We start from the raw sequence: 21,478 nt of genomic DNA, 5'->3' as shown, positions 1-21,478 counted from the left end.
CGTCAGCCCTTGACCTGGCGCTCGGTGGTCCTGGTCCACGCGATGCCGGACTGCGTGTCCTCGTCGACGACGACGAACCGTGCGGCCTCGCGCTCGATCACGATGTGCTCGCCGTTCGGCTTCGCGAGGAACACGTGCACGAAGTACTGCCCGCCGCCGAGGCGCAGGTCGGTGAGGTGCCACTCGACGGTCGCCGTGCCGCGGAGCGGGTCGTGCCGCACCTGCGTCTGGCGGCTGTCGACGCCGAACGCGGGGTGGCCGAGGTGCGTCTCGATCTTGATGCCGGCGCGCCACTCGGGCAGGACGCCCTTGTGGGAGAACGTCGCCCGGACGACGAGGTCGTCACCGTGGTGGTGCTCCGCGCCGGGAGCGCGGCCGGGGATCTCCAGCTCGACGTGCTCGACCTTGCCGGGGTTGGCGTCCTCCTCCGGGTGCGCTGCCTCGGCCTCGGCGATGCGGCGACCCTCGAGGATCTCGCGGAAGTTCTTGACCGCGAGGCGGGCGGAGCCCTGGAACTTGACCTCGCCGTGGTGCAGGACGACCGCGGAGTCGCAGAGCTCCTGGACCTGCCCGAGGGAGTGCGACACGAGGATGATCGTGCGGCCCTGCTCCTGGAACTCGCGGATCTTGTCGAGGCACTTCTTCTGGAACTGCTCGTCGCCGACGGCGAGCACCTCGTCGACCAGCAGGACGTCGGGGTCGGTGTTGATCGCGACCGCGAACGCGAGCCGGACGTACATGCCGGACGAGTAGAACTTCACCTGGGTGTCGATGAAGTCGCCGATGCCGGAGAACTGCAGGATGTCCTCGAACCGGGCCTCGGTCTCCTCCTGCGTCTGGCCGAGGATCGCCGCGTTGAGGTAGACGTTCTCGCGGCCGGTCAGGTCGGGGTGGAACCCGGCACCGAGCTCGATGAGTGCGGCGAGTCGGCCGCGACGCTCGACGGAGCCGCTGGTCGGTTCGAGGATGCCGCCGATGGTCTTCAGCAGCGTCGACTTGCCGGAGCCGTTCGGGCCGAGCAGACCGATGGTCGTCCCGGCGGGGATGTCGAGGTTGATGTCCTTGAGCGCCCAGAAGTCCTCGCTGTGCCGGCGTCCGGCGCGGCCGAGGGTGACGATGCGCTCCTTGAGCGAGTTGTCCTTGCGGATGGTGAAGCGCTTCGAGACGTTCCGTACCGTGACGACGTCGGGGGCGCCGTCGAAGGGGGAGCGGGTCTGCTGGTCGATCTCGTTGTCGGTGCTCATCGGGTGGATCAGATCTCCTGGGCGAAGTTGCCCTGCAGCTTGGCAAACACGCGCTGGCACGCGAACAGGGCGACCAGTCCGACGAGCGCGGCGATCCCGAGGCGCATCAGCAGGTGCGCCGGGTACTCGGCGTCGGGACCCGCGGTCCAGAAGGCGCGGTGGATGCCGAGGACCGCCAGCGTGATGGGGTTGGACGTGTAGAGCGTCAGCAGCCACTCGGGCGCGCGTGTCGCGACCATCTGCCAGCTGTAGACGATGGGGGAACCCCACATGAGCAGCAGCACGAGGACCTCGACGAGGTACTGCATGTCGCGCAGGTACACGTTCGCGGCGGCGAGCAGCAGCGCGAACGCCGTCCCCCAGATCAGGATGACGAGCGTCGCGGGGAAGAAGTACAGCAGGTCGAGGCGGATCCACGCGAACCCGCTCTGCAGGATCGCCGCGGCGAGCAGCACGACGAGCTGCACGCCGAAGTTGAACAGCGCTGCGCCCACGCTGGCGAGGGGGTAGATCTCACGCGGCAGGTAGATCTTCTTGATCAGGCCGCCGTTGCCGACGATGGACGCCGTGCCCGCCGCGACGATCTCGCTGAAGAGCCCGTAGAGGGTCAAGCCTGAGAACACGTAGATCGCGAACTCGGGGATGTTCCGCGAGGCCTGCAGGATCTCGCCGAGCACGAAGTAGTAGATCGCCAGCTGCACGAGCGGGCGGATCAGCGTCCAGGCGAAGCCGAGCGCGCTGTCCTTGTACCGCGACTTGAGGTCACGACGGATCAGCAGGTCGAGCAGCTGCCGGTGGGCGAAGATCTCGCGGAGCGAGCCGATGACGGCGCTGGCCGGGCGCCCGGCCGGGACCATCTGTTCCTGCCGGAGGCGCTCGAACCGCTCGGTGACGATGTTGCTCAAAGGGGGTCCTCACATTCGGAGCGGGCGACGGACAACTGTACATCGGCGACCGACGGCGGTCGCCGGGGCTCAGCGTCCGTTCTTGCTCTCGCGCATCAGGCGGACGCGGTTCTGCACCTTGTCGCGCAGCCCGGAGACGCCGTTCGCGCGGAGGTACCAGGCGGCGAGCCGGGCGTCGCGGACGAGGCCGTGGCGGCTGTTCGCGATCTGGTGGAACTGCAGCTCGCGGGCCCGGGCGGGGCTGAGCTGTACCCGGGGACGCCCCGCTGCAGCCAGGGACCCGGCGGGCACGGCGGCGTCGTGGGCGCGGTCGGCGGCCACGTGCGGGTCCTTGCAGAACTCCACGAGCGGCGCGAGCGCGCGCTCCCACGTGAAGTCCTCGCGGACGCGGCTGACCGCGGCGCGGGCGTCGGCGGCGGCAGCGGAGTCGTACAGCATCGACTCGAGCGCTGCGGCGAGTCCGTCGACGTCCCGTTCCTTCACCGCGACGCCCATGCCCTCTGCGGCGACGAGGTCTCCGAAGCTGTCGCCGTCGGTCGTGACGATCGGCAGGCTCGCCCACATGTAGTCGAGGATGCGCGTGCGGAACGAGAACGTCGTCTCGATGTGCGCGAAGTGCGTCGAGACGCCGGCGTCCGCCTCGAGCAGGTAGTTCTGCCGGTCGTCGAGCGCGACCCACTGCTCGTTGAAGAAGACGTGCTTGTTCGTCAGGCCGAGGTGGTCGCTGATGCGCCGGGTCTCGGACACGATAGCCATCTCGGGCACGTCCGGGTTCGGGTGCGCGACACCGAGGAAGAACAGGCGGATGTCGTCGTGCGTCTCGGCGACCTTCGCGACCGCGCGGACGAGCGACGGGGTGTCGAACCAGTTGTAGATGCCGCCGCCCCAGATGACGACCTTGTCGTCCTCGCCGATCCCCGGCGTGACGCTGCGGATGGCCTTGCGCTCGTGCTTCGGCGGCGTCGAGTCCATGCCGAACGGCGCGATCGCGATGAGCTTCTCGAGGTTGTCGTCGGCGAGGTAGTTGTCGGGGTTGACGCGGCCGACCCCGGCGAGCTGGCCGAGCCAGAACAGTCGCTGGCGCTCCGAGGCGCACAGGAAGAAGTCGCCGCGCTCCAGCTGACGGTTGATGACCTCGGTGGTCGAGGTCACCTGGTTGCGCCAGCCGACGTCGCCGTTGTCGCGGGCCTGCTCGAGCTGCTCGAGGTGCATCGGGTCGTAGAGGTCGACGACCATGATCTTGTTCGAGTTCTGCAGGGTCTGGAAGTGGTGCAGCGCGTAACCCTGGAAGAAGATGACGTCAGCCCACTCCTCGTGCTCACGCATCGTGCGCTCGTGCTGGAGCGGCACGCGGGACACCTCGAAGGCGTCGGACTTGCGGTTCGCCACGTTCCAGGTCACCAGGCGGACGTCGTTGTGCGGTGCGAGCGCCTCGGCGATCTTCCACGCACGCATGCCCGGGCCGGCCATCTTCTCGCCGAGCGCGTCGCCCGTGATGATGAGGACCTTCGTGCGGTGCATGGGCTGCTCGACGTCGAACGCCTCGATGATCGCCTGGTAGCCCTCGAGGAAGTAGCCGTCCTCGAACAGCGGCTTGAAGGCGTCGCCGAACAGGCGGAAGACCTCCTTGTCGGAGCGCACGCGCTGCGACTGGATCCGACGGCGCTCCTCGCCCAGGCGGGGGAGGTCGGCGACGAACTGGTCGAGGGCGTAGAGCCCGGCGACGGCCTCCTTCGACATCGGTGTCGTCGGGTCGAACTCGTCCGGGGCGCCTGTGAAGCGACGGATGTCGAACTCCTCCGAGTCGCGCCCGCTCTTCGCGACGGCGCGACGGGCCAGCAGCGCCAGGGCGGCGGGCAGGAAGGTGCCGAGGTTCTCGTCCGACAGGTTCTTGTAGAGCAGGTGCAGGGCGTTCCGCTCGAGCAGGTACATCTCGCGGTGGTCGCCGAACGACTTCATCGAGCCGTGGTGCTTGTGGAAGACGACCGACCGCGGAGCGAACCGCACGCGGTACCCGAGCAGGTTGAGGCGCCAGCCGAGGTCCACGTCGTCGTAGAACATGAACAGGCCCTCGTCGAAGCCGCCGACCTCGAGGAACACCTCGCGGCGGACGAACAGCGCGGAGCCCGTGCCGAACAGCAGGTCCTGGGGGGTGTCGAAGCGACCGTCGTCGATCTCGGTGACGTGGGCCTTGTAGCCCATGCCGAACCAGCTCAGGCCGGACTCGACGAAGTCGATGGCCTTGCCGTCCCAGTCGAGGACCTTGCTCGCAACGGCGGCGACCCGGGGGCTCGGGGCGAAGCCGGCGATGCCCTCCTTGATCCAGTTGACGTCGGGCTTCGCGTCGTTGTTGAGGAACGCGACGACCTCGCCGGACGCCTCGCGCGCACCGAGGTTGCTGCCGCCGGTGAACCCGAGGTTCTCGGCGGAGACGACGATCTTGACGTTCTTCCGGTCGCCGAGTTCGGCACGCAGGCGCTGCTCGCTGTCGTCGCCCGACCCGTTCTCGACCACGACGATCTCGAGGCGGTCGGCGGGCCAGTCGACCTCGGTCAGGCGTGCGATGCACTCGAGGGTGTCGTCGGTCCCCCGGAAGTTGATGACGACGACGGACACGCGAGGCGCGAAGGTGGACACGGACGGACTCCATACGTCGGCTGGCGGTGGTGCCCCGGAGAGCGGGACCACTGTACCGGACGTGCTCCGGGTCCCCTCCGCGACCTGGGACACTGGGGGCGTGGACGTCTCCGTGGTCATCGTCGACTGGCACCAGCCCGAACTCACCCGGCGCGCACTCCGGTCCGTGCTCTCGCAGCGCGTCGATGCCGCGGTCGAGGTCGTGCTCGTGGTCAACGAGGCCGACGACGCCACCGTGGCCGCGTACCGCGCGGACCACCCGGGCGTGGTGGTCGTGCCGGAGCCGACGAACGCCGGGTTCGCCGGCGGGGTGTCGCGGGGGATCGCGGCCGCGACCGGTGACGTCGTCGTCCTCGTCAACAACGACGCGGTCGCCGACCACGGGTTCCTCGACCGCGGGCTGGTCGCCCTCGCGGCGGGCGGCCCGACGGTCGGGGCGGTGTCCGCGACCGTCGTGCTCGAGGGGCGGTTCCGGCCGGTCGCCGACGGGGCACCGGCCTCGCACGACGACCTGGTCGCGGGGGACGGGCGTCGCTGGCGTCGGGCGGAGACGGGGGAGACCCTCGTCAACGGCACGGGCGTCGTGCTCGACCGGTCCGGCAACGGCCGCGACCGCGACTGGTTGCGGCCGGTCGACGACGCCCCGGAGCACGCCCCGCTCTTCGGGTTCTCGGGTGGTGCCGCGTTCCTGCGGCGGACGGCCCTCGACGCGGTCGGCGGGTTCGACGAGTCCCTGTTCATGTACTACGAGGACCTCGACGTCGCCTGGCGGATGCGGCTCGCTGGCTTCGACGTGCGGCACGCCCCCGAGGCCGTGGTCGTGCACCGGCACGCCGCGAGCTCCGGCAGCGACGGCCCGCTCGTGCGCACCCAGAGCATGCGCAACCGGCTGCTCGTCGTGGCCCGCAACGGGTCGAGCGGCTTCCTCGCCCGGGTCGTGCTCCGCACGGTGCTGCGCCTGGTGCGCGACCTGCTGCGCCCCTCCGCCGCACAGCTCCGACCCGCCTCGTGGTGGCGGCTCGTGCGGGATGCACCCGCCACCCTCCGCCGGGCCCGTCGGCTCCGTCGCGCGGACGCGTTCGACGACGCGGCGCGTCGGCGCGTCGAACGCCTGCTCGACGCGGCAGGCTGAGCGGCGGCACAGGTGACCACGCGCCCTCGCGACCGTCGCGGCGGGCGTGCGTCGTGCCTCCCGGACGGGGTGCGTGCCGGGGGCTGTGTGATCGCTGTGCTGCCTGTAGCCTGATGTGACAGACGTGACTCGCCGGATCAGGGCCCGGCCACGCGCGGCCGGGACGGCCGTGCGGCAGAAACCGAGTCGCCGCCACAGGGAGGCCCCCGTCGTGAAGAAGGTCATCGCCGCGTTCGCGAGCGTGCTCGCGGTCGCGAGTGTGCTCGTCGGCGTCCAGCTGTCCGGCGTGGGGGCGCCGGACGCGGACCGTGCATCCGCGCTCAGCGGGTCGCAGTTCGAGCCGGGCAACATCATCCCGGACGCCGAGTTCTACAACGGCGGCGGGATGAACGAGGCGCAGGTCCAGACGTTCCTGGATGCACAGATCGGCACCTGCCGGTCGAGCTCGTGCCTCAACGTCGGGCGGTACTCGCTGAACAGCCACGGCGCGGACGCGATGTGCGGCTCGCTGACCGGCGGCTCCTCGCTGACGGCGGCACAGATCATCACGCGGGTCGGGGCCGCGTGCGGGATCAACCCCAAGGTGATCATCGTCACCCTGCAGAAGGAGCAGGCGCTCATCAACGGGGCGACGGCGCGGAACCCCTCCGCAGCCGTGCTCGAGCGTGCGATGGGCTACGCCTGCCCGGACAGCGCCAACGGCGGGTGCGACCCGGCGTACGCGGGCGTGGGCAACCAGGTGTTCTGGGCCTCGTGGCAGTGGAAGCGCTACGGCAACCCGGCGGGGACGAGCAACTACTTCACGTGGTTCGCGCCCGGCGGCAACCGCAACGTGCAGTACAACCCGAACGCGGCGTGCGGCACCAAGAGCGTCTACATCCAGAACAAGGCGACCGCTGCGCTGTACTACTACACGCCGTACACGCCGAACCAGGCGGCCCTGGCCAACCTCTACGGCACCGGTGACGGCTGCTCTGCCTACGGCAACCGGAACTTCTGGCGTCTCTACAACGACTGGTTCGGGGTCGCTGCCGTGAACAACTCGCCGGTCGGCAACGCCGAGTCGGTCAGCGGCGGCGTCGGGACCGTGGACGTCGGCGGCTGGGCCTTCAGCAAGACGACCACCGCTTCGATCCAGGTGCACGTCTACATCGACGGCGTCGGCACCGCGGTGCAGGCGAACCGCGACCGACCGGACGTCGCCAAGGCGTACCCCGGCCGCGGGGCCGCCCACGGCTTCTCCGCGAAGATCAACGCGTCCGACGGTGCCCACCGCGTGTGCGTGTACGCCGTCGACAACGTGAACCCCTCGACCGAGCTGGTCTGCAAGTCGGTGACCGTCCAGTCCGCGTCGCCGTTCGGATCGCTCGACGCCGTCCAGGCGTCCCCGAACGGTTACCGCGTCGCGGGGTGGGCGATCGACCCGCAGACGACCGCGCCGATCGCTGTCCAGGTCGCCGTCGACGGGAAGGTGACGACCCTGACCGCCGACCGGCAGCGTCCCGACGTGGCAGCGGGCTTCCCGGCCTCCGGAGCGGCGCACGGGTTCGACGCGACCGTGCCGGCCGCCGCCGGCGGGCACCAGGTCTGCGTGACTGCCAAGAACGTGCAGACGGGCGTGGACACGAAGTTCGACTGCCGCACGGTCCAGTCCGCGGGCAATGCCGCGATCGGGTCGCTCGACCAGGTGTCGACGTCGGGGAGGACGATCTCGGTGTCCGGCTGGGCGATCGACGGCAGCACGACGGCGTCGACCGACGTGCACGTCTACATCAACGGGTCCGGCCGACGCATCGTGGCGGACCTGGCCCGGTCGGACATCGCCCGCGCCTACCCGGCGTACGGTGCTGCTCACGGCTTCTCCGGGTCGGTCTCGGTCGCCAACGGCACGTACGACGTGTGCGTCTACGCCATCAGCCCGAACGGCAACAAGACCCTCGGGTGCAGGTCGGTCACGGTCTCGAACCCGTTGCCGATCGGCAGCTTCGACTCGGCGATGGGCGTCTCCGGCGGCGTCCGGGTCACCGGGTGGGCGATCGACAAGGACACCACGGCCCCGATCGTGGTCGCGGTCTACGTCGACGGCGCCGGGTACCCGATCCGCGCGAACACCAACCGGAGCGACATCGCCAGGGCCTACCCGGCCTACGGTGCGGCGCACGGGTTCGACTCGACGGTGCCGGCCTCGAGCGGGAAGCACTCCGTGTGCGCGTACGCGATCGACAGCGCAGGCGGCGACAACGCGGTCCTGGGCTGCAAGGCGGTCACGGTCCCGTAGCAGCGGGGGCCGCCGACCGGACGTGCCGTCACCTGGGCGGCACGGGAGGGACGGACCGGGGTCCGTGACCGACCGCAGGGGCGCGGTCGCGACAGGCAGGGGCATCATGGAACCGACGACGAGGATCACCAGGCGCGTCACCGGGGTGGTGGTGGCAGCGGCGCTCGCGCTCGGCGGGGTGGCGACGGCGGTCGTCGCCGCCCCCGCGGAGCCCGCGCGGGCTGCGACCGCGGAACCGGAGGCGCCGGACTTCGCGTCCGACACCTACGGCGATGCGTGGGACTACTCGAACGCGGCGGACCAGAACACCGACGAGACGGGGAGCGCGACCTCGATCAGCGGGGGCCAGCTTCGGGTCTCGCTGGTACCCGGCGACCAGGTGACCCTCGTCCAGAGCGTCGCGGGGAGCCTGCCGGCGGGCCGCGACGGCACGCTGCACCCGGTGGACACCTCGCGTTACCGCAGCCTGTCGTTCAGCATGGACCAGCCGTTCTCGAACCAGATCGGCGCGGTGTTCTGGTGGACCTGCCGTGAGCAGACCGCCGCGTGCGGCGGCGGGATCACCTTCCCGGTGACGAGCGGGTCGACGGTGTACGACCTGGCGCTCGACCGGGGGTCGACCCTGCAGGGGAAGGTGCCCTGGACGTCCTCGAAGGTCGTCGCGCTCCGGCTCGACCCCGTGATCGTCCCCGCCGGCAGGTCCGGTACGGCGACGATCGACTGGACGAGGCTGCACGGCACCGGCGGCGCCCACGCCGCCTACCCGCCGGGAGACCACGGCTCGTTCTCCGTCGCCGCCCGTCCCCAGCCCGTGGTCGACTCGCCGAACCCGTCCGAGGGCGAGGACCTCGCGACGGCTCAGCGCAGGCGTCCGTGGGAGTTCGCGAACAACCCGGCCGCTGCCACCGGGTTCGGGATCGCGAGCGCGACGGTCCTCCGGTACGACAGCAGCGGCATGGTCGCTCGGAACGCCCCGCCGGACCTCGGCGACCCCCAGCTGCAGATGCCCGTCTCGTCGTTCAGCGGGTCGGAGTACCACAACTTGTCCATCGACTACACGTACGACGGCGGCTACTCGCTTGCGTCGGTCCCGGGTGGGGGGAAGGTCGCGCGCGTGATCTGGGCGGCGTCGGGCTCGAGCATCCCGCAGATCGGGAACGACCTCCTCACCTACTCCGGTCAGAACGCGCGACCGATCGACATCGACCTCACGGCTCGGGACCCCCTCGACGAGGACGCCCTCGCCCCGCGCCTGGGATGGTCGGGACGGACCATCACGCAGTTCCGGTTCGACCCGAACGAGGACCCGAGCACCGTGACCTGGCACCTGAAGTCGGTGCACCTGCGGGCCGACCCCGCGGCGGTCGGCGCCACGACGGTGCGCTTCCACGACGCCGCCTGGGTGCCCGGGACGACCGCGGACGTCGCCGTCCAGCAGACGGGGTCGTCGGCCTGGACCGGCATCGCGACGGGTGTGTCCGTGGAGCAGGGGACGAACAGCGTGCCGTTCTCGCTCGGGTCGATGCCGGCCGGCGAGTACCGGGTGCGGGTCACGATGCAGCACCCGGGCGTCGGGTCGCAGGCCGCCACGTCGCCCGCGGTGGTCGACATGACGCGCGACCCCTCGCACGACCCGAGGGGCTCCTACGAGACGCTCGGCGGGGGCGTCGGGAGCGTGACCGTCGGCGGCTGGTCGTACGACCCGGACGCCGCGTCGACGGTCGTGCGGTTCTACGAGGGCTCGACGTACCTCGGCCAGGCGACGACGACGCTGCCCAGGAGGGACGTGCAGCGCGGGAACCCGGCCGCTCCGTCGAACAGCGGCTTCCGGACGACGCTGTCCCTGGCAGCTGGGCAGCACACGGTGTGCGCCTACGCCATCAACGTCGGCGCGGGCGCGAACACCGTGCTCGGCTGCAAGACCGCCACCGTCGCGAAGGACGTCGGCCACGACGCGCGGGGGAGCCTCGACTCGGCCGGCGCCGCAGGGGGGTCGGCGACGCTCAGCGGCTGGGCGTACGACCCGGACGGTGCGCCGGTGACCGTCCGCGTGTACGAGGGCGCGACCTACCTCGGCGCCGCGTCGACGTCGCTGCCGCGCTCCGACGTCCAGCGCGCGGTCCCCGGGGCACCGCTGACGAGCGGGTGGTCGCGCAGCGTCGCTCTCACGGCGGGCACGCACCAGCTCTGCGCGTACGCGATCACCGTCGGGCCGGGGCAGAACGCCGTGCTCGGCTGCCGGTCCGTGCGGGTTTGAGGCTCCGGGCGCTCAGCTGATCTCGGCGATCGCCTCCGCGCCGCCCTGGCGGTCGTCCTTGAACACGAACTTCCCGTACGCGAAGTAGCGGAAGACCGTGGCGACCGCCTGCCCGACCAGCGTGCCGGAGACGTTGTCGGCGAGCGGGGAGTCGAGGTGCAGGACGTACCGCGAGAAGGCCAGGCAGCCGAGCTGCAGCAGGATCGCGACGACGTTGATGGCGGCGAACACCAGGAAGCTCCGCAGCGTCTGCGAGCCCGCGCGGTCGCGGAACGTCCACAGCCGGCTGCCGAAGTAGGTGACGACGCTCGCCACCGCGATCGCGATGACCTTGCCGAGCAGGGGGACCGCGAAGAGGGGACCCGACCCGCCCCAGAACACCAGCGCGTTGTACACGGCGGCGTCGACGAGGAACCCGATGCCGCCGACGACGAGGAACGACCCTCCGCGTCGGAGGTGTCCCAGGAACCAGCCGGTGGCGTTCGTCACGTGTCCTCTTCCCGGTCGCGGACGGCCTCGGCCGAGTCGGCGCACCTGTTAGCCTCTCGCAGGGGATTCGTGCTCACGTCCCCGCCGCTCGACGGATCCAAGACCACTGAAGGACCCTACCCCGTGACTCACGACGACCTCGTCATCGCCGCCATCGTGCCCTGCCACAACGAGGCACCGGCCATCCACAAGGTCGTCACCGACCTCAAGGCAGCCGTGCCCGGCATCCAGGTCTACGTCTACGACAACAACAGCACGGACGGCACCGACGAGGTGGCGCGCCGGGCGGGCGCCGAGGTCCGGTACGAGCACACCAAGGGCAAGGGCAACGTCATCCGCCGTGCGTTCGGCGACATCGACGCCGACGTCTACCTGATGATCGACGGCGACGACACGTACGACACCGCGGCGGCGCCGGAGATGATCCGCACCCTGCTCGAGGGGCCCTACGACCACGTCCTCGGCGTCCGGCAGGACGACCCCGAGGCGACCGCGTACCGGCCCGGGCACGAGGCCGGCAACCGGATGTTCAACCGGGTCGTGGGCAAGCTCTTCGGCACGCCGGTGTCCGACATGCTCAGCGGGTACCGCGTCATGTCCCGACGCTTCGTGAAGTCCTTCCCCGCGCTGTCCCGCGAGTTCGAGACCGAGACCGAGCTCACGGTGCACGTGATGAACCTGCGGGTTCCGCACACCGAGGTGCCGGTCGGCTTCAAGGACCGCGCCGAGGGCACCGAGTCGAAGCTCAACACCTACAGCGACGGCTTCAAGATCCTGTCGCTCATCGCCCACCTCATCCGGTTCGAGCGTCCCGTGCTGTTCCACGGGATCATGGGCGCGATCTTCGCCGTGGTCGCGATCGTCCTCGCGATCCCGCTGTTCATCGAGTACGGGCGCACCGGGCTGGTCCCACGGTTCCCGACCGCGTTCCTCGCCGCGTCGCTCATGGTCATCGCGTTCCTGACGTGGATCCTCGGGTTCATCCTCGAGGGCGTCACGCGGCTGCGTCGCGAGACGAGCCGGCTGAACTACCTGACCTACTCGGCACCGGGCACGTCGACCCGTCGTCTGCCGGTCGACCACCCGAGCCAGGCGACGGACCAGCACGGGGAGGCACCGCAGGCGCTCCGTCACGAGCAGGGCGGCGACGTCACCGGCCGCTGACCCACCGGGGCTGAACAGCCACACGAGGACGGCGCGGGACCCGATGGGTCCCGCGCCGTCGTCGTTCCGGGGTGCGTCGTCTCGGGGCGAGGGGCGTCGCGTCCGGTCGCCGTGTCGAGTGACGCCTGCCGTGTGCTCCGCTCGGGTCAGACGCAGGACGCGTTGCGGTCGAACCCGCCGACGACGTACTGCGTCACCTCGATGCGGCTCCCGCCGGTGAGGGGCGTGCCGGAGCAGGCCTGCTGCGCGGCGGCCAACGTCGGTGCACCGGTCGCGATCCAGCTCGGCAGCGGGTACAGCGGGCTCGACGTCGGGACGGACCCGACGATGGTGTTCCACTGGTAGCCGGTCGAGTACAGGCCGACCTGTGCGCCACGCGAGGTCAGGTACGTGGCCATGCCCTCGAGGTCCGCGCGGTTCTGCGTGCGGTCAGCCTGCCACGTCCCCTCGGTCTCGACGTCGAGCCACCAGCGGTACGCGCTCGGGTCGGAGACGCCACGGACCGTGGCGTCCTCGACCGCCCGCGTCCAGCCGTACACGTAGGAGCAGGCGGCGTCGTACCCACCGGTGCAGGTGCCGTACGGGTTCGGCACGGTCCCGCCACCGTTCGGCAGTGTGTTGCTCGTCGGCCAGACCGAGGCCCGGCTCCCCGGGTTCGCGGTGTTCACGTAGAGCTGGACGGTCGGCTGGGAGGTCCCGCCGGACGACTGCGCGGCCCACGCCAGCTGCGACGACAGGCACGGGTTCGTGTTGTTGGCCAGTCCGCCGTTGACACCGACGACCGCGAAGGCGGCGTCGCCGGGCAACGCGGACCCGCACTGCGGCCACGACACGTCGACGCCGGTGCCCGATGCCGAGGTGCCGTCGAGGAAGTACCCGGACACGTCGACGTAGTCGACGGCGGTCCCGCGCGAGACCTTGGCCTGGAACGCGCGCGCGGCGGTGGACCCGGTCACCTTCGTGATGACGGCGGCCGAGACCTCCTCGCCCGCCCGGAACACCTGGGCAGCGACGGACGCGTCCTGTCCCGCCGGCGTGACCCGGAGGTAGCCGTCGGACGACGTGGCCTGCACCTCGACGTTCGCGACGACCGCGGTGGCCGTCCCGGGGACGCCGCCGGTGCCCGTCGCACGCACCGTGCGCGGGGTGTTGCCCAGGGTGCCCGTCTCGATCCGCGTGGTGTCGATCGGGACGAACACGGAGCCGGTCGACGACGCGGAGTAGTACCCGGCGACGTCCATGAACACCGTCGCCGTCCCACGCGACAGGCGGACCTGCGCGGCACCGTCGACGAGGCGCACGATCGCGAGGTTCGACACCGTGCGCCCGGCCGTGAACTCCTGGGTCGCCACCGAGGCGTCGCGACCGAGCGGGGTCAGGCGGGTGTACCCGTCGGCGGTCGGTGCGTTCGTCTCCACGTTGACGACCACGGCGGTCGCGTCGTCCGGCACTCCGCCCCTGCCGGCGAGCGGCACGGGCACCGGTGTCGTCCCGACCGTCGGCGACGCGACGCGAACGGTCGGCAGCGGGGTGAAGGTCGACCCGCCGTCGGCTGCGTAGTACCCGGAGACGTCGAGGTAGACCCGCGCCGAACCCGCGGACACCTTCACCTGCACGCCACCGGAGGCGAGCTTCACGGTCGCGAGGTTCGAGATCGTCCGACCAGCGGGGAACTCCTGCAGGGCCACGCGGGCGTCGGTGCCGGCGGGGGTGATCCGCACGTAGCCGGCGGCCGTCGGCGCCTCGGTCTCGACGTTGACCACGACCGCGGTGGCGTCAGCCGGGACCCCGGCGCGGCCGGCGATCGGGACGACGACCGGGGTCGTGCCGACGGTGCCGGCGAACACCCGGGCGGTGTCGAGCGGTGTGTACCGGGAGCCGGACGCGGTCGCGGTCGGCGCGGCGCTCGCGGTGTCGGCCGGCACGAGGCCCACGGCGGCGGTGGTCAGGGCCGAGACCGCGAGCAGTGCGGTGACGACGCGGGAGACGAAGGGCATGCGAGCTCCTGTCGGTGACGGGCCGCCCCCTGCGACCCGAGGCGATGCTAGTGGCCGGGGCGTCACCACCGCGAGCCCCCGGGCCGTCGTCGCGGTCGGACCTGGTCGAGCCCTCAGGCCCCGCTGCGGGTCTGGTCCTGCCGTGGGTCGGGTCCTGCCGTGGGTCCGGCCGTGCTGCGGGTCAGGCCTGGTCGCGCGGCAGGTGCCGTCGCCACGACCGCCGTCGGGCCGCGACGACGATCACGGTCGCGAAGAGCATCAGGCCCGCACCGTGCAGCAGGTAGCTCTCCGCGGTGCTCGTGACCGCGAGGAGCACGAGCACCGCGGCCGGCCAGACGTAGGCGACACCGGGGAAGGTCGTCGCGGTCACCCAGGCGCGGGCGAACGCCAGCCCGCCCGCGACCGCGACGAGGAGCGCGCCCGCGAGCCCGACCTGCAGGTACGCGTCGACGAAGGCGGAGAGGCCGGAGGTGAACCGCACCCCGGACGGGTCGACGAGGGTGGTGAAGGGGAAGACGTCCTCGGTCGGCCAGGTGCCGACCCAGCCGCGGCCCTGCATCGGGTCCTGTTCGCCGAGCAGCCGGATCTGCGCCCAGAGCCCCAGTCGCGTCGCGGTCCCGCCGGCGGCGCCGATCTCGGCGAGCACCCGGTGCCGGAACAGCACGGCGAGCACGAGCATGCCCAGGACGGCGCCGCCGAGCACGGTGTTGACGACGGGCCGCGTCGTGGGTGCCGCGTGCCGGAGCGCCCAGATCGCCAGCGCGGTCACGGCCAGCGCGATCATCGCGATCCCGGTGATGGGGGACTGCACGAGCATGAGCGCGATCACCGCGAGCGCGGTGGAGGCGACGGCGCGCCAGGTCGTCACCGAGCGGGTGAGGAACTCGACCACGAACGTGACGAGGGCGGTCGCGGCCACGAAGCCCATGAAGTTGCGGTTGCCGCCGATCCCCTGGATGGGTCCGCCGTAGGCGATGTTCCCCTGGATGCCGAACGCCGGGATCGGCACGTCGAGCACCAGCCCGGAGAGCACCTCGAGCCCGAGCGCCACGACGAGCAGGATGCGGAAGGCGTCCCCGGCCGCGCGGATGACCTGCACGAGGTCGCGGCCGAGCGCCAGGTAGAGCCCGAGTCCCACGAAGCAGAGCGTCTCGACCACGCCGCGGAGCGCGTACCAGGAGTACTCGCTCCACACCACGCTGAGCGCGCAGAAGCCGACGAAGGCGAGCAGCGAGAGGGGCAGGACCCCGTGCCACTCGATCCGGTAGCGCTGCCCGAGCAGGCTCAGGCCGGCGAGGACCACGAGGGTGACGAGTGCGGCCCAGGTGCCGGCCGCACCGACCATCGCGTGGACGGCGGGCTCGCCGAAGGCGAAGAGCAGGATCGCCGTCGCGAGGGCCTGGCTGAACCGACCTCCCGCCGAGAAGCCGATCCAGGCCGACAGGTAGCGCCGAGCGAGCGCCCGCCTGCTCACCCCGTGGTCCGTCACGCACCCATCCTCTCGCACCGTGCCGGGAGACTTCGACGTATCACGGAGCGTCGATATCGCGGAATGCGATGATCCGGCTAGCTTCGGCCGTCGATGGAGCGCCGAGCCGGCCGGCCACCGACGCCACCGTCGGGGCGCAGGTCGTCCGGACGGTCGGTCCGTCGTGCAACCGGGCCGCGCTGGTCCGAGCCGGTCCTCGCCCTGGTCGTGCTGGTCGGTGCCGTCGCGACGACGTGGTGGCGGCTCGGTCCGGTGTCGCGTGGGACCGTCTGGGCGGAGGACGGTGGTGTGTTCCTGCGCGAGCGCCTCGCCTCCGGCGTCGACGGGACGCTCCTGCGGCCCTACGCCGGCTACCTGCACCTCGTCCCGCGCCTGGTCGTCGACGTCGCGGTGCACCGTCCCGTCGCGCAGTACGCGCTGACGGTGACCGCAGCGTGCTGCGTGGTCGTGGCCGTCGTCGCCTCGGCCGTGTTCCTGCTGTCCGGCGACGTCGTACCGCGCCGGTCCCTGCGGCTGCTGCTCGCCGCGGTGCCGGTCGTCCTCCCGATGGCCCCGGTGGAGATCGCGGGCAACGCGGCGAACCTGCACTGGTACGCGCTCGTGCTCGTCCCCTGGCTGTTCGCGTACCGGGTCCGGTCGTGGTCGGCCGCCGCGGTCGTCGCGGTGCTCGCCCTGGCGGCGACGCTCACGGAGCTCCAGTCCGTCGTCTTCCTGCCGCTCCTCGTGCTCGCCTGGCAGCCGCTCGCCTCGACGGGACCGGGGCGGCACGTCCGTCGCGTCCGGTCGATCGGCGCGGCGGCGCGGTTGCGCGCCCTCCCGGTCACGGTCGCGGCGGTCGTCGGGTGCACGGCACAGGTGGTGACGGCGCTGACGACCGAGCGCCCGTCCGAGCGCGGGCACCCGTCCCCGGCCGACGTCGTCGCCGGGTACTTGCTCCAGCCGTTGGCCGGTCTGTGGGACCGACGAGTCGCGCCGGTGGGCAGGGCGGTCGCCGACCACGGCGGGTGGGTCCTGGTGGTGCCGGCGCTCGCCGTCCTCGTGGTCCTCGTGCTCGCCTTCCTCGTCGCACCGTGGCGTGCCCGGGCCCTGCTCGTCGCGTTCGCCGGCGGCTCGGTCGCGGTCTGGACGGGCGCCCTGCTCGCCAACCTGTCGGCGAACGGCCGGTGGGGCACGCTCGACGCCGCCGGGCTCGCTGCCGTGGGGCCGAGCCGCTACGCCGCGGCAGCCGGCATGCTCCTGCTGTCCGCGCTGGTGGTGGCCGGCGCCCTGCTGGTCGAGCGTGGGACCGCTCGGTCGGGCGAGACGCGGCCGGGAGGCGCGGTACACGTCTCCCGGTCGGCCCTCGGCAGGTGCGTGGTCGCGCTGGTGGTCACGACGAGCGTCACGAACGCCGCCCCGGGCGCGTCGACACGGAGCGATGGTCCGGCGTGGGCGCCGCAGGTGCGGGACGCGGAGCCGGCGTGCCGCGCCGACCCGACGCGGGTGCTCGAGGTGCGGACGGCACCGTGGTCGGCCCAGGTGCCCTGCGCCCTGGTGCTGCGGGACCGCTGACGCCGGAGCACGGGACGGGGGTCTCGGCAACGACGCCCCGGCGACCGGTCCACTGCGGCGTCGGCGCTCGGTCCGGAGGCAGTCGGCGCTCGGTCCGGGGTCAGTCGGCGGTCGCGCCCCGGAATGCCCGGGCGGCGACGGGGATGCGCGGCCCGTCACCCGTCGATGCGGGCTCCTCACCGACCAGCACCGTGCGCGTCTTGATCGCGACCACCGCGAAGAGGACCCAGTTGCCCTGGTAGAGCAGCCGGGACTCGGCGACCGCCTGCACGAGGAGCGCCACGACGACGAGGAGCGGGAAGAGCGACACCGGGTCGAAGCCGCGGGGCCGGAGATCGGCACCGTACGGGGTCCGCGTCGCGCACCACCAGGAGCGCACGAGCGTCGACACCACGTACAGGGCGAAGAGGACCAGCCCGACGACGCCGGTCTGCATGAGGACGTCGAGGGCGGCGTCGTGCGCCTGCAGGTACGTCACGCCGTTGCGGTGGGCGATGCCTGCGAGCGTCGGGATGTCCGGCCACCAGTACCCGATCCAGCCCCAGCCGAGCACCGGGTGCTGGTCGACGAGCCCGAGCACCGCCGTCCAGATGTCGCCGCGTCCGGTGAGGTCGGACGACTTGCCGAGGAGTGCCGTCAGCGTGCTGCGAGCCAGGACGCCGACGACCGCGACGACGACGGCGACGACCGCGACCGCCAGGTAGCGGGGAGCCCGCTGTCCGCTCGGCACGCGCCGGACCAGGACCGCGACCGCGGCGGCGAGGACGACGACGACGGCGGCGACGAGGACGGTCGACGAACGGGTGAGCGCCAGCACGAGGACACCGACCACGAGCCAGGCTGCCGCACGACCCCGGTGCAGCCGACCCTCGGCGAGCTGCACGGCGACCGCGATGCAGACGAGCAGGGCGACCATCGCGAGCAGGTTCGCGTTGCCGGGGAGCCCCTGGATCCGGCCACCGGTGAACAGCTCGGCGCGCGAGAAGTAGAAGGCGTCCGGGATCTTCCGGTCGCCGTAGTCCGTCCAGATCGGCGCGATCGGGTGCCGCACGACCACGGCCACGACCGCCTCGAACACCAGCGAGAGCCCGAGCACCCACCGCAGCCCGGCCGACACGGCGTCGAGCAGGCGCCGCCAGCTCAGCGTCGACGCGATCGCGAACGCGACGAGCACGCAGAGCAGCTGCGCGACCATGCTGGCCAGGGTCGCCGCGCGCCAGTGCGACCACGCGACGCTGAGCAGGCACCACGCCAGGAACAGCCAGAGCGCGCGCGGCGTGCGGGTGAGCGGCGGACGTGCACGAACCACGACCGCGATGCCCCAGCCGGCCAGAGCCGCCCACACCGCGGCGGCGCCGTACCAGGTGATCGTGTTCGGCACGGCATCGCCGGCGAACAGCACACCGACGACCGCGGTGGCGAAGGCGAACGCCTCGCGCTCGGGCACGGTCCCGCGGGCCAGCGGCCAGGTGTTCGTCACGGCGACCAGGCTACCGCCGGTCCGTGCCCGAGCGGGCCGGGCGGGTCGGTCGGAGGGGTGGTCGGTGCGGGCCGGTACGCTCGGCCCATGTTCCTCGGCATCACGAACACCCCGCGCGACTACGCCTGGGGCTCGGTCACCGCGATCCCCGAACTGCTCGGCCGCACCGTCACCGGCGCTCCCCAGGCGGAGCTCTGGCTCGGCGCGCACGCGGGCAGCCCGAGCGTCGTCGTCAACCCGGCGATGGTGGGCGGTGCCGACACCCTGCGCGACTGGATCGAGGCCGAGCCCGAGGCCGCCCTCGGGCCTGACCGCACCGGGCTGCCGTTCCTGCTCAAGCTCCTCGCAGCGGCGGCACCCCTGTCGCTGCAGGCGCACCCGACCCCCGAGCAGGCGCGCGAGGGCTTCGCGCGCGAAGAGGCAGCGGGCGTCCCGCTCGACGATCCCGCGCGGAACTACAAGGACCCGTTCCCGAAGCCCGAGCTCGTCGTCGCACTCAGCGACCGCTTCGAGGCGCTCAGCGGCTTCCGCCCGGTCGCCGACACCGTGGCCGAGGTCGAGGCGCTCGACGCCGGGAGCGGACGGCTCGGTCCGCTCCTGGCGCACCTGGCGCAGGGGCTCGAGGACACCGTTCGCTGGCTGGAGACCGCCGACGCGTCGGCGCTCGCCGTGGTGCAGGCGGCGTCCGACCTCGCGGCCGCGGTGCCGGAGGACGACCGGACCCCGAACGGGCAGACCGTCGTCGACCTGGCCGAGGCCTACCCGGGCGACCCGGGCGTGGTCGTGTCGCTGCTCATGCACCGCATCACGCTCCGGACCGGCGAGGCGATGTACCTGCCCGCGGGCAACGTGCACGCCTACCTCGACGGGCTCGGCATCGAGCTCATGGCGCCCTCGGACAACGTGCTGCGGGGCGGCCTGACCGCGAAGCACGTCGACGTCCCCGAGCTGCTGCGCGTGCTCGACTTCACCGCGTACCCGGCCCCGGTCCTCACGCCGGAGCACCTCGACCAGGGCGTCGACCGCTTCGCACCGGAGGGCGTCGGGTTCGCCCTCGTCCGCGTGACCGGGGACGGCCGTCCGGTCGGCCTGGGCACCGGCGGCGTGGCTCCGCTGCGCGGTCCGAGCATCGCGGTCTGCACGACGGGCGCGGTGACCCTGGTCGGAGCGCACTCCGCGACCCTGCTCCGCCAGGGCGAGTCCTGCTACGTCACCCCGGACGAGGGCGACGTGACGGTCGAGGCCGACGTCGCCGCGGGGGTGACGTCCACGGTCTTCATCGCGACCGGAGCGTGAACACGCAGCAGGCCGCGCCCCGGCGGGAGGGTGCGGTCCGCTAGCGTGACGAGCATGAGTTGGCTGGTCACCGGCGGTGCCGGGTACATCGGGTCCCACGTCGTCCGTGCGCTGCGCGCCGCAGGGATCGACACCGTCGCGTTCGACGACCTGTCGAGCGGGTTCCGCGGGTTCGTACCGGACGACGTGCCGTTCGTCGAGGGCACGATCCTGGACGGTGAGCTGCTCGCGGCGACCCTGCGCGAGCACGCGGTGACCGGTGTCGTGCACGTCGCCGGCTTCAAGTACGCCGGGGTCTCGGTCGAGCGGCCGCTGCACACCTACGAGCAGAACGTCACCGGCACCGCGACCCTGCTGCGGGCGATGGCGGAGAACGGCGTCACGAAGGCCGTGTTCTCGTCGAGCGCGGCGGTGTACGGCACGCCGGACGTCGACGTCGTGGTCGAGGACACCCCGAAGGCACCGGAGTCGCCCTACGGCGAGTCGAAGCTCATCGGCGAGTGGCTGCTCCGCGACATGGAGGTCGCCGCGGGCTTCGCCACCACCTCGCTGCGGTACTTCAACGTCGTCGGGTCGGGGGAGCCGGACCTGTACGACGCGAGCCCGCACAACCTGTTCCCGCTCGTGTTCGACGCGCTGCTCGCCGGTCGCGTGCCGCGGATCAACGGCGACGACTACGACACCCCGGACGGCACCTGCGTCCGCGACTACATCCACGTCGCCGACCTCGCGCACTCGCACGCGGTCGCGGCGCGGAAGCTCGAGGCGGGGGAGCAGCTCGAGCGCGCCTACAACCTCGGCAGCGGCGACGGCGTCAGCGTCCGACAGATCATGGACGCCATGGCGTCGGGCACCGGCATCGCGTTCGAGCCCGAGGTCGCCCCACGCCGTCCGGGCGACCCAGCACGCATCGTCGCGACCGGAGAGGCCGCGGCACGTGACCTCGAGTGGGCCATGCGGCACTCGCTCGACGAGATGGTCACCAGCGCGTGGGAGGCCCGCCGCCGCGTCGGGTGAGGTGCGTCCCCGGCGGTCGGCGGGACGCGCGTGTCCCCCGATCGCCGGACAGACGGCCTGCGACACGCCCGTACGGGGGACATGACACGCCGCTTCGGTCAGCACCTTCTATGATCCGCGACTTGACGGAACGGAATCACACCGCTGTAATTACAGGCAGCGGCTTCGGTCGTTGCAGGCCGTCGTCGACATGTCAGGGGTGATCAGGGTGAACGGTTCCGACTTCCACGCCGGCGTGCCGGAGGACTGGCACGTCGATCCGGTGTCGCTCGGTGTCCCCGGCGTCCGTCGGCCCGAGGGCGACGAGGAGAACCCGCTCTCGTGGCAGGTCGACTCGCTCTGCGCGCAGACCGACCCCGAGGCGTTCTTCCCCGAGAAGGGCGGCTCCACCCGCGAGGCCAAGAAGATCTGCGGCTCGTGCGAGGTCCGGTCGCAGTGCCTCGAGTACGCGCTCGAGAACGACGAGCGCTTCGGCATCTGGGGCGGGCTCTCCGAGCGCGAGCGCCGCAAGCTCCGCCGCCGCGCCTAGCGGCCCGCCGCGC

15 protein-coding genes are annotated in these 21,478 nt (G+C 72.0%); 8 read left to right on the top strand and 7 right to left on the bottom strand.

Going from position 1 to position 21,478, the window contains the following annotated elements; genetic code table 11:
* Positions 1-2: 2 nt before the first annotated feature.
* The 3 genes from C1N91_RS10455 to C1N91_RS10445 all read right to left on the bottom strand — a co-directional run bounded on the left by C1N91_RS10455 (position 3) and on the right by C1N91_RS10445 (position 4,786).
* Positions 3-1,244: an ABC transporter ATP-binding protein gene (locus C1N91_RS10455; RefSeq protein WP_137767664.1), complete on the bottom strand. Its 1,242-nt coding sequence runs from the start codon at positions 1,242-1,244 to the stop codon at positions 3-5.
* Between the two features lie 8 nt (positions 1,245-1,252).
* Positions 1,253-2,149 carry an ABC transporter permease gene (locus C1N91_RS10450; protein ID WP_254678222.1) on the bottom strand — a complete coding sequence of 299 codons (897 nt, stop codon included), beginning with the start codon at positions 2,147-2,149 and terminating at the stop codon, positions 1,253-1,255.
* A gap of 69 nt (positions 2,150-2,218) precedes the next feature.
* Complete coding sequence (locus C1N91_RS10445; protein WP_217496425.1) at positions 2,219-4,786, bottom strand: glycosyltransferase; 2,568 nt, start codon at positions 4,784-4,786, stop codon at positions 2,219-2,221.
* Positions 4,787-4,886: 100 nt separating this feature from the next.
* On the opposite strand from C1N91_RS10445, the gene C1N91_RS16880 reads away from it, so the two are divergent.
* The 3 genes from C1N91_RS16880 to C1N91_RS10430 all read left to right on the top strand — a co-directional run bounded on the left by C1N91_RS16880 (position 4,887) and on the right by C1N91_RS10430 (position 10,453).
* On the top strand, positions 4,887-5,918 hold the full coding sequence (locus C1N91_RS16880) for a glycosyltransferase family 2 protein (protein WP_217496424.1): 1,032 nt from the start codon (positions 4,887-4,889) through the stop codon (positions 5,916-5,918).
* Between the two features lie 211 nt (positions 5,919-6,129).
* Entirely contained in the window at positions 6,130-8,196 is a 2,067-nt protein-coding gene (locus tag C1N91_RS10435; RefSeq protein WP_137767662.1) for a hypothetical protein, read from the top strand.
* Between the two features lie 106 nt (positions 8,197-8,302).
* The gene (locus C1N91_RS10430; protein WP_137767661.1) at positions 8,303-10,453 is read left to right on the top strand and encodes a hypothetical protein; all 2,151 of its coding nucleotides are present in this window, start codon (positions 8,303-8,305) and stop codon (positions 10,451-10,453) included.
* A 12-nt stretch (positions 10,454-10,465) separates the two neighbouring features.
* Here C1N91_RS10430 and C1N91_RS10425 read toward each other — a convergent pair whose 3' ends face one another.
* Entirely contained in the window at positions 10,466-10,942 is a 477-nt protein-coding gene (locus C1N91_RS10425; protein WP_254678221.1) for a GtrA family protein, read from the bottom strand.
* Between the two features lie 123 nt (positions 10,943-11,065).
* Between C1N91_RS10425 and C1N91_RS10420 the strand changes: the two genes are divergently transcribed.
* Entirely contained in the window at positions 11,066-12,106 is a 1,041-nt protein-coding gene (locus C1N91_RS10420) for a glycosyltransferase (protein ID WP_137767659.1), read from the top strand.
* A gap of 146 nt (positions 12,107-12,252) precedes the next feature.
* Here the strand turns inward: C1N91_RS10420 and C1N91_RS10415 are convergent, their stop codons facing one another.
* A complete protein-coding gene (locus C1N91_RS10415) occupies positions 12,253-14,103 on the bottom strand; it encodes a hypothetical protein (RefSeq protein WP_137767658.1) in 1,851 nt (616 codons plus the stop codon).
* A gap of 181 nt (positions 14,104-14,284) precedes the next feature.
* Positions 14,285-15,592 (bottom strand): exopolysaccharide production protein, encoded by a 1,308-nt coding sequence (locus C1N91_RS10410; RefSeq protein WP_137767657.1) that lies wholly within the window; start codon positions 15,590-15,592, stop codon positions 14,285-14,287.
* Positions 15,593-15,844: 252 nt separating this feature from the next.
* Between C1N91_RS10410 and C1N91_RS10405 the strand changes: the two genes are divergently transcribed.
* Positions 15,845-17,143 carry a hypothetical protein gene (locus tag C1N91_RS10405; protein WP_137767656.1) on the top strand — a complete coding sequence of 433 codons (1,299 nt, stop codon included), beginning with the start codon at positions 15,845-15,847 and terminating at the stop codon, positions 17,141-17,143.
* A gap of 100 nt (positions 17,144-17,243) precedes the next feature.
* On the opposite strand, the gene C1N91_RS10400 is transcribed toward C1N91_RS10405, so the two are convergent.
* Positions 17,244-18,623, bottom strand: coding sequence for an O-antigen ligase family protein (locus C1N91_RS10400; RefSeq protein ID WP_137767655.1), 1,380 nt, complete (start codon positions 18,621-18,623; stop codon positions 17,244-17,246).
* An 87-nt stretch (positions 18,624-18,710) separates the two neighbouring features.
* On the opposite strand from C1N91_RS10400, the gene manA reads away from it, so the two are divergent.
* The 3 genes from manA (at position 18,711) to C1N91_RS10385 (ending at position 21,465) form a co-directional block, all read left to right on the top strand.
* Complete coding sequence (manA, locus tag C1N91_RS10395) at positions 18,711-19,919, top strand: mannose-6-phosphate isomerase, class I (protein WP_137767654.1); 1,209 nt, start codon at positions 18,711-18,713, stop codon at positions 19,917-19,919.
* Positions 19,920-19,973: 54 nt separating this feature from the next.
* The gene (galE, locus tag C1N91_RS10390) at positions 19,974-20,936 is read left to right on the top strand and encodes a UDP-glucose 4-epimerase GalE (RefSeq protein WP_137767653.1); all 963 of its coding nucleotides are present in this window, start codon (positions 19,974-19,976) and stop codon (positions 20,934-20,936) included.
* Between the two features lie 190 nt (positions 20,937-21,126).
* Positions 21,127-21,465, top strand: coding sequence for a WhiB family transcriptional regulator (locus C1N91_RS10385; protein WP_394586528.1), 339 nt, complete (start codon positions 21,127-21,129; stop codon positions 21,463-21,465).
* Positions 21,466-21,478 lie beyond the last annotated feature (13 nt).

It is taken from the genome of Curtobacterium sp. SGAir0471 (genome assembly GCF_005490985.1).
Classification (GTDB): Bacteria; Actinomycetota; Actinomycetes; order Actinomycetales; family Microbacteriaceae; genus Curtobacterium.
Note: the sequence above shows the minus strand (reverse complement) of the source record. Positions and strands in the feature narration are given on the sequence as shown.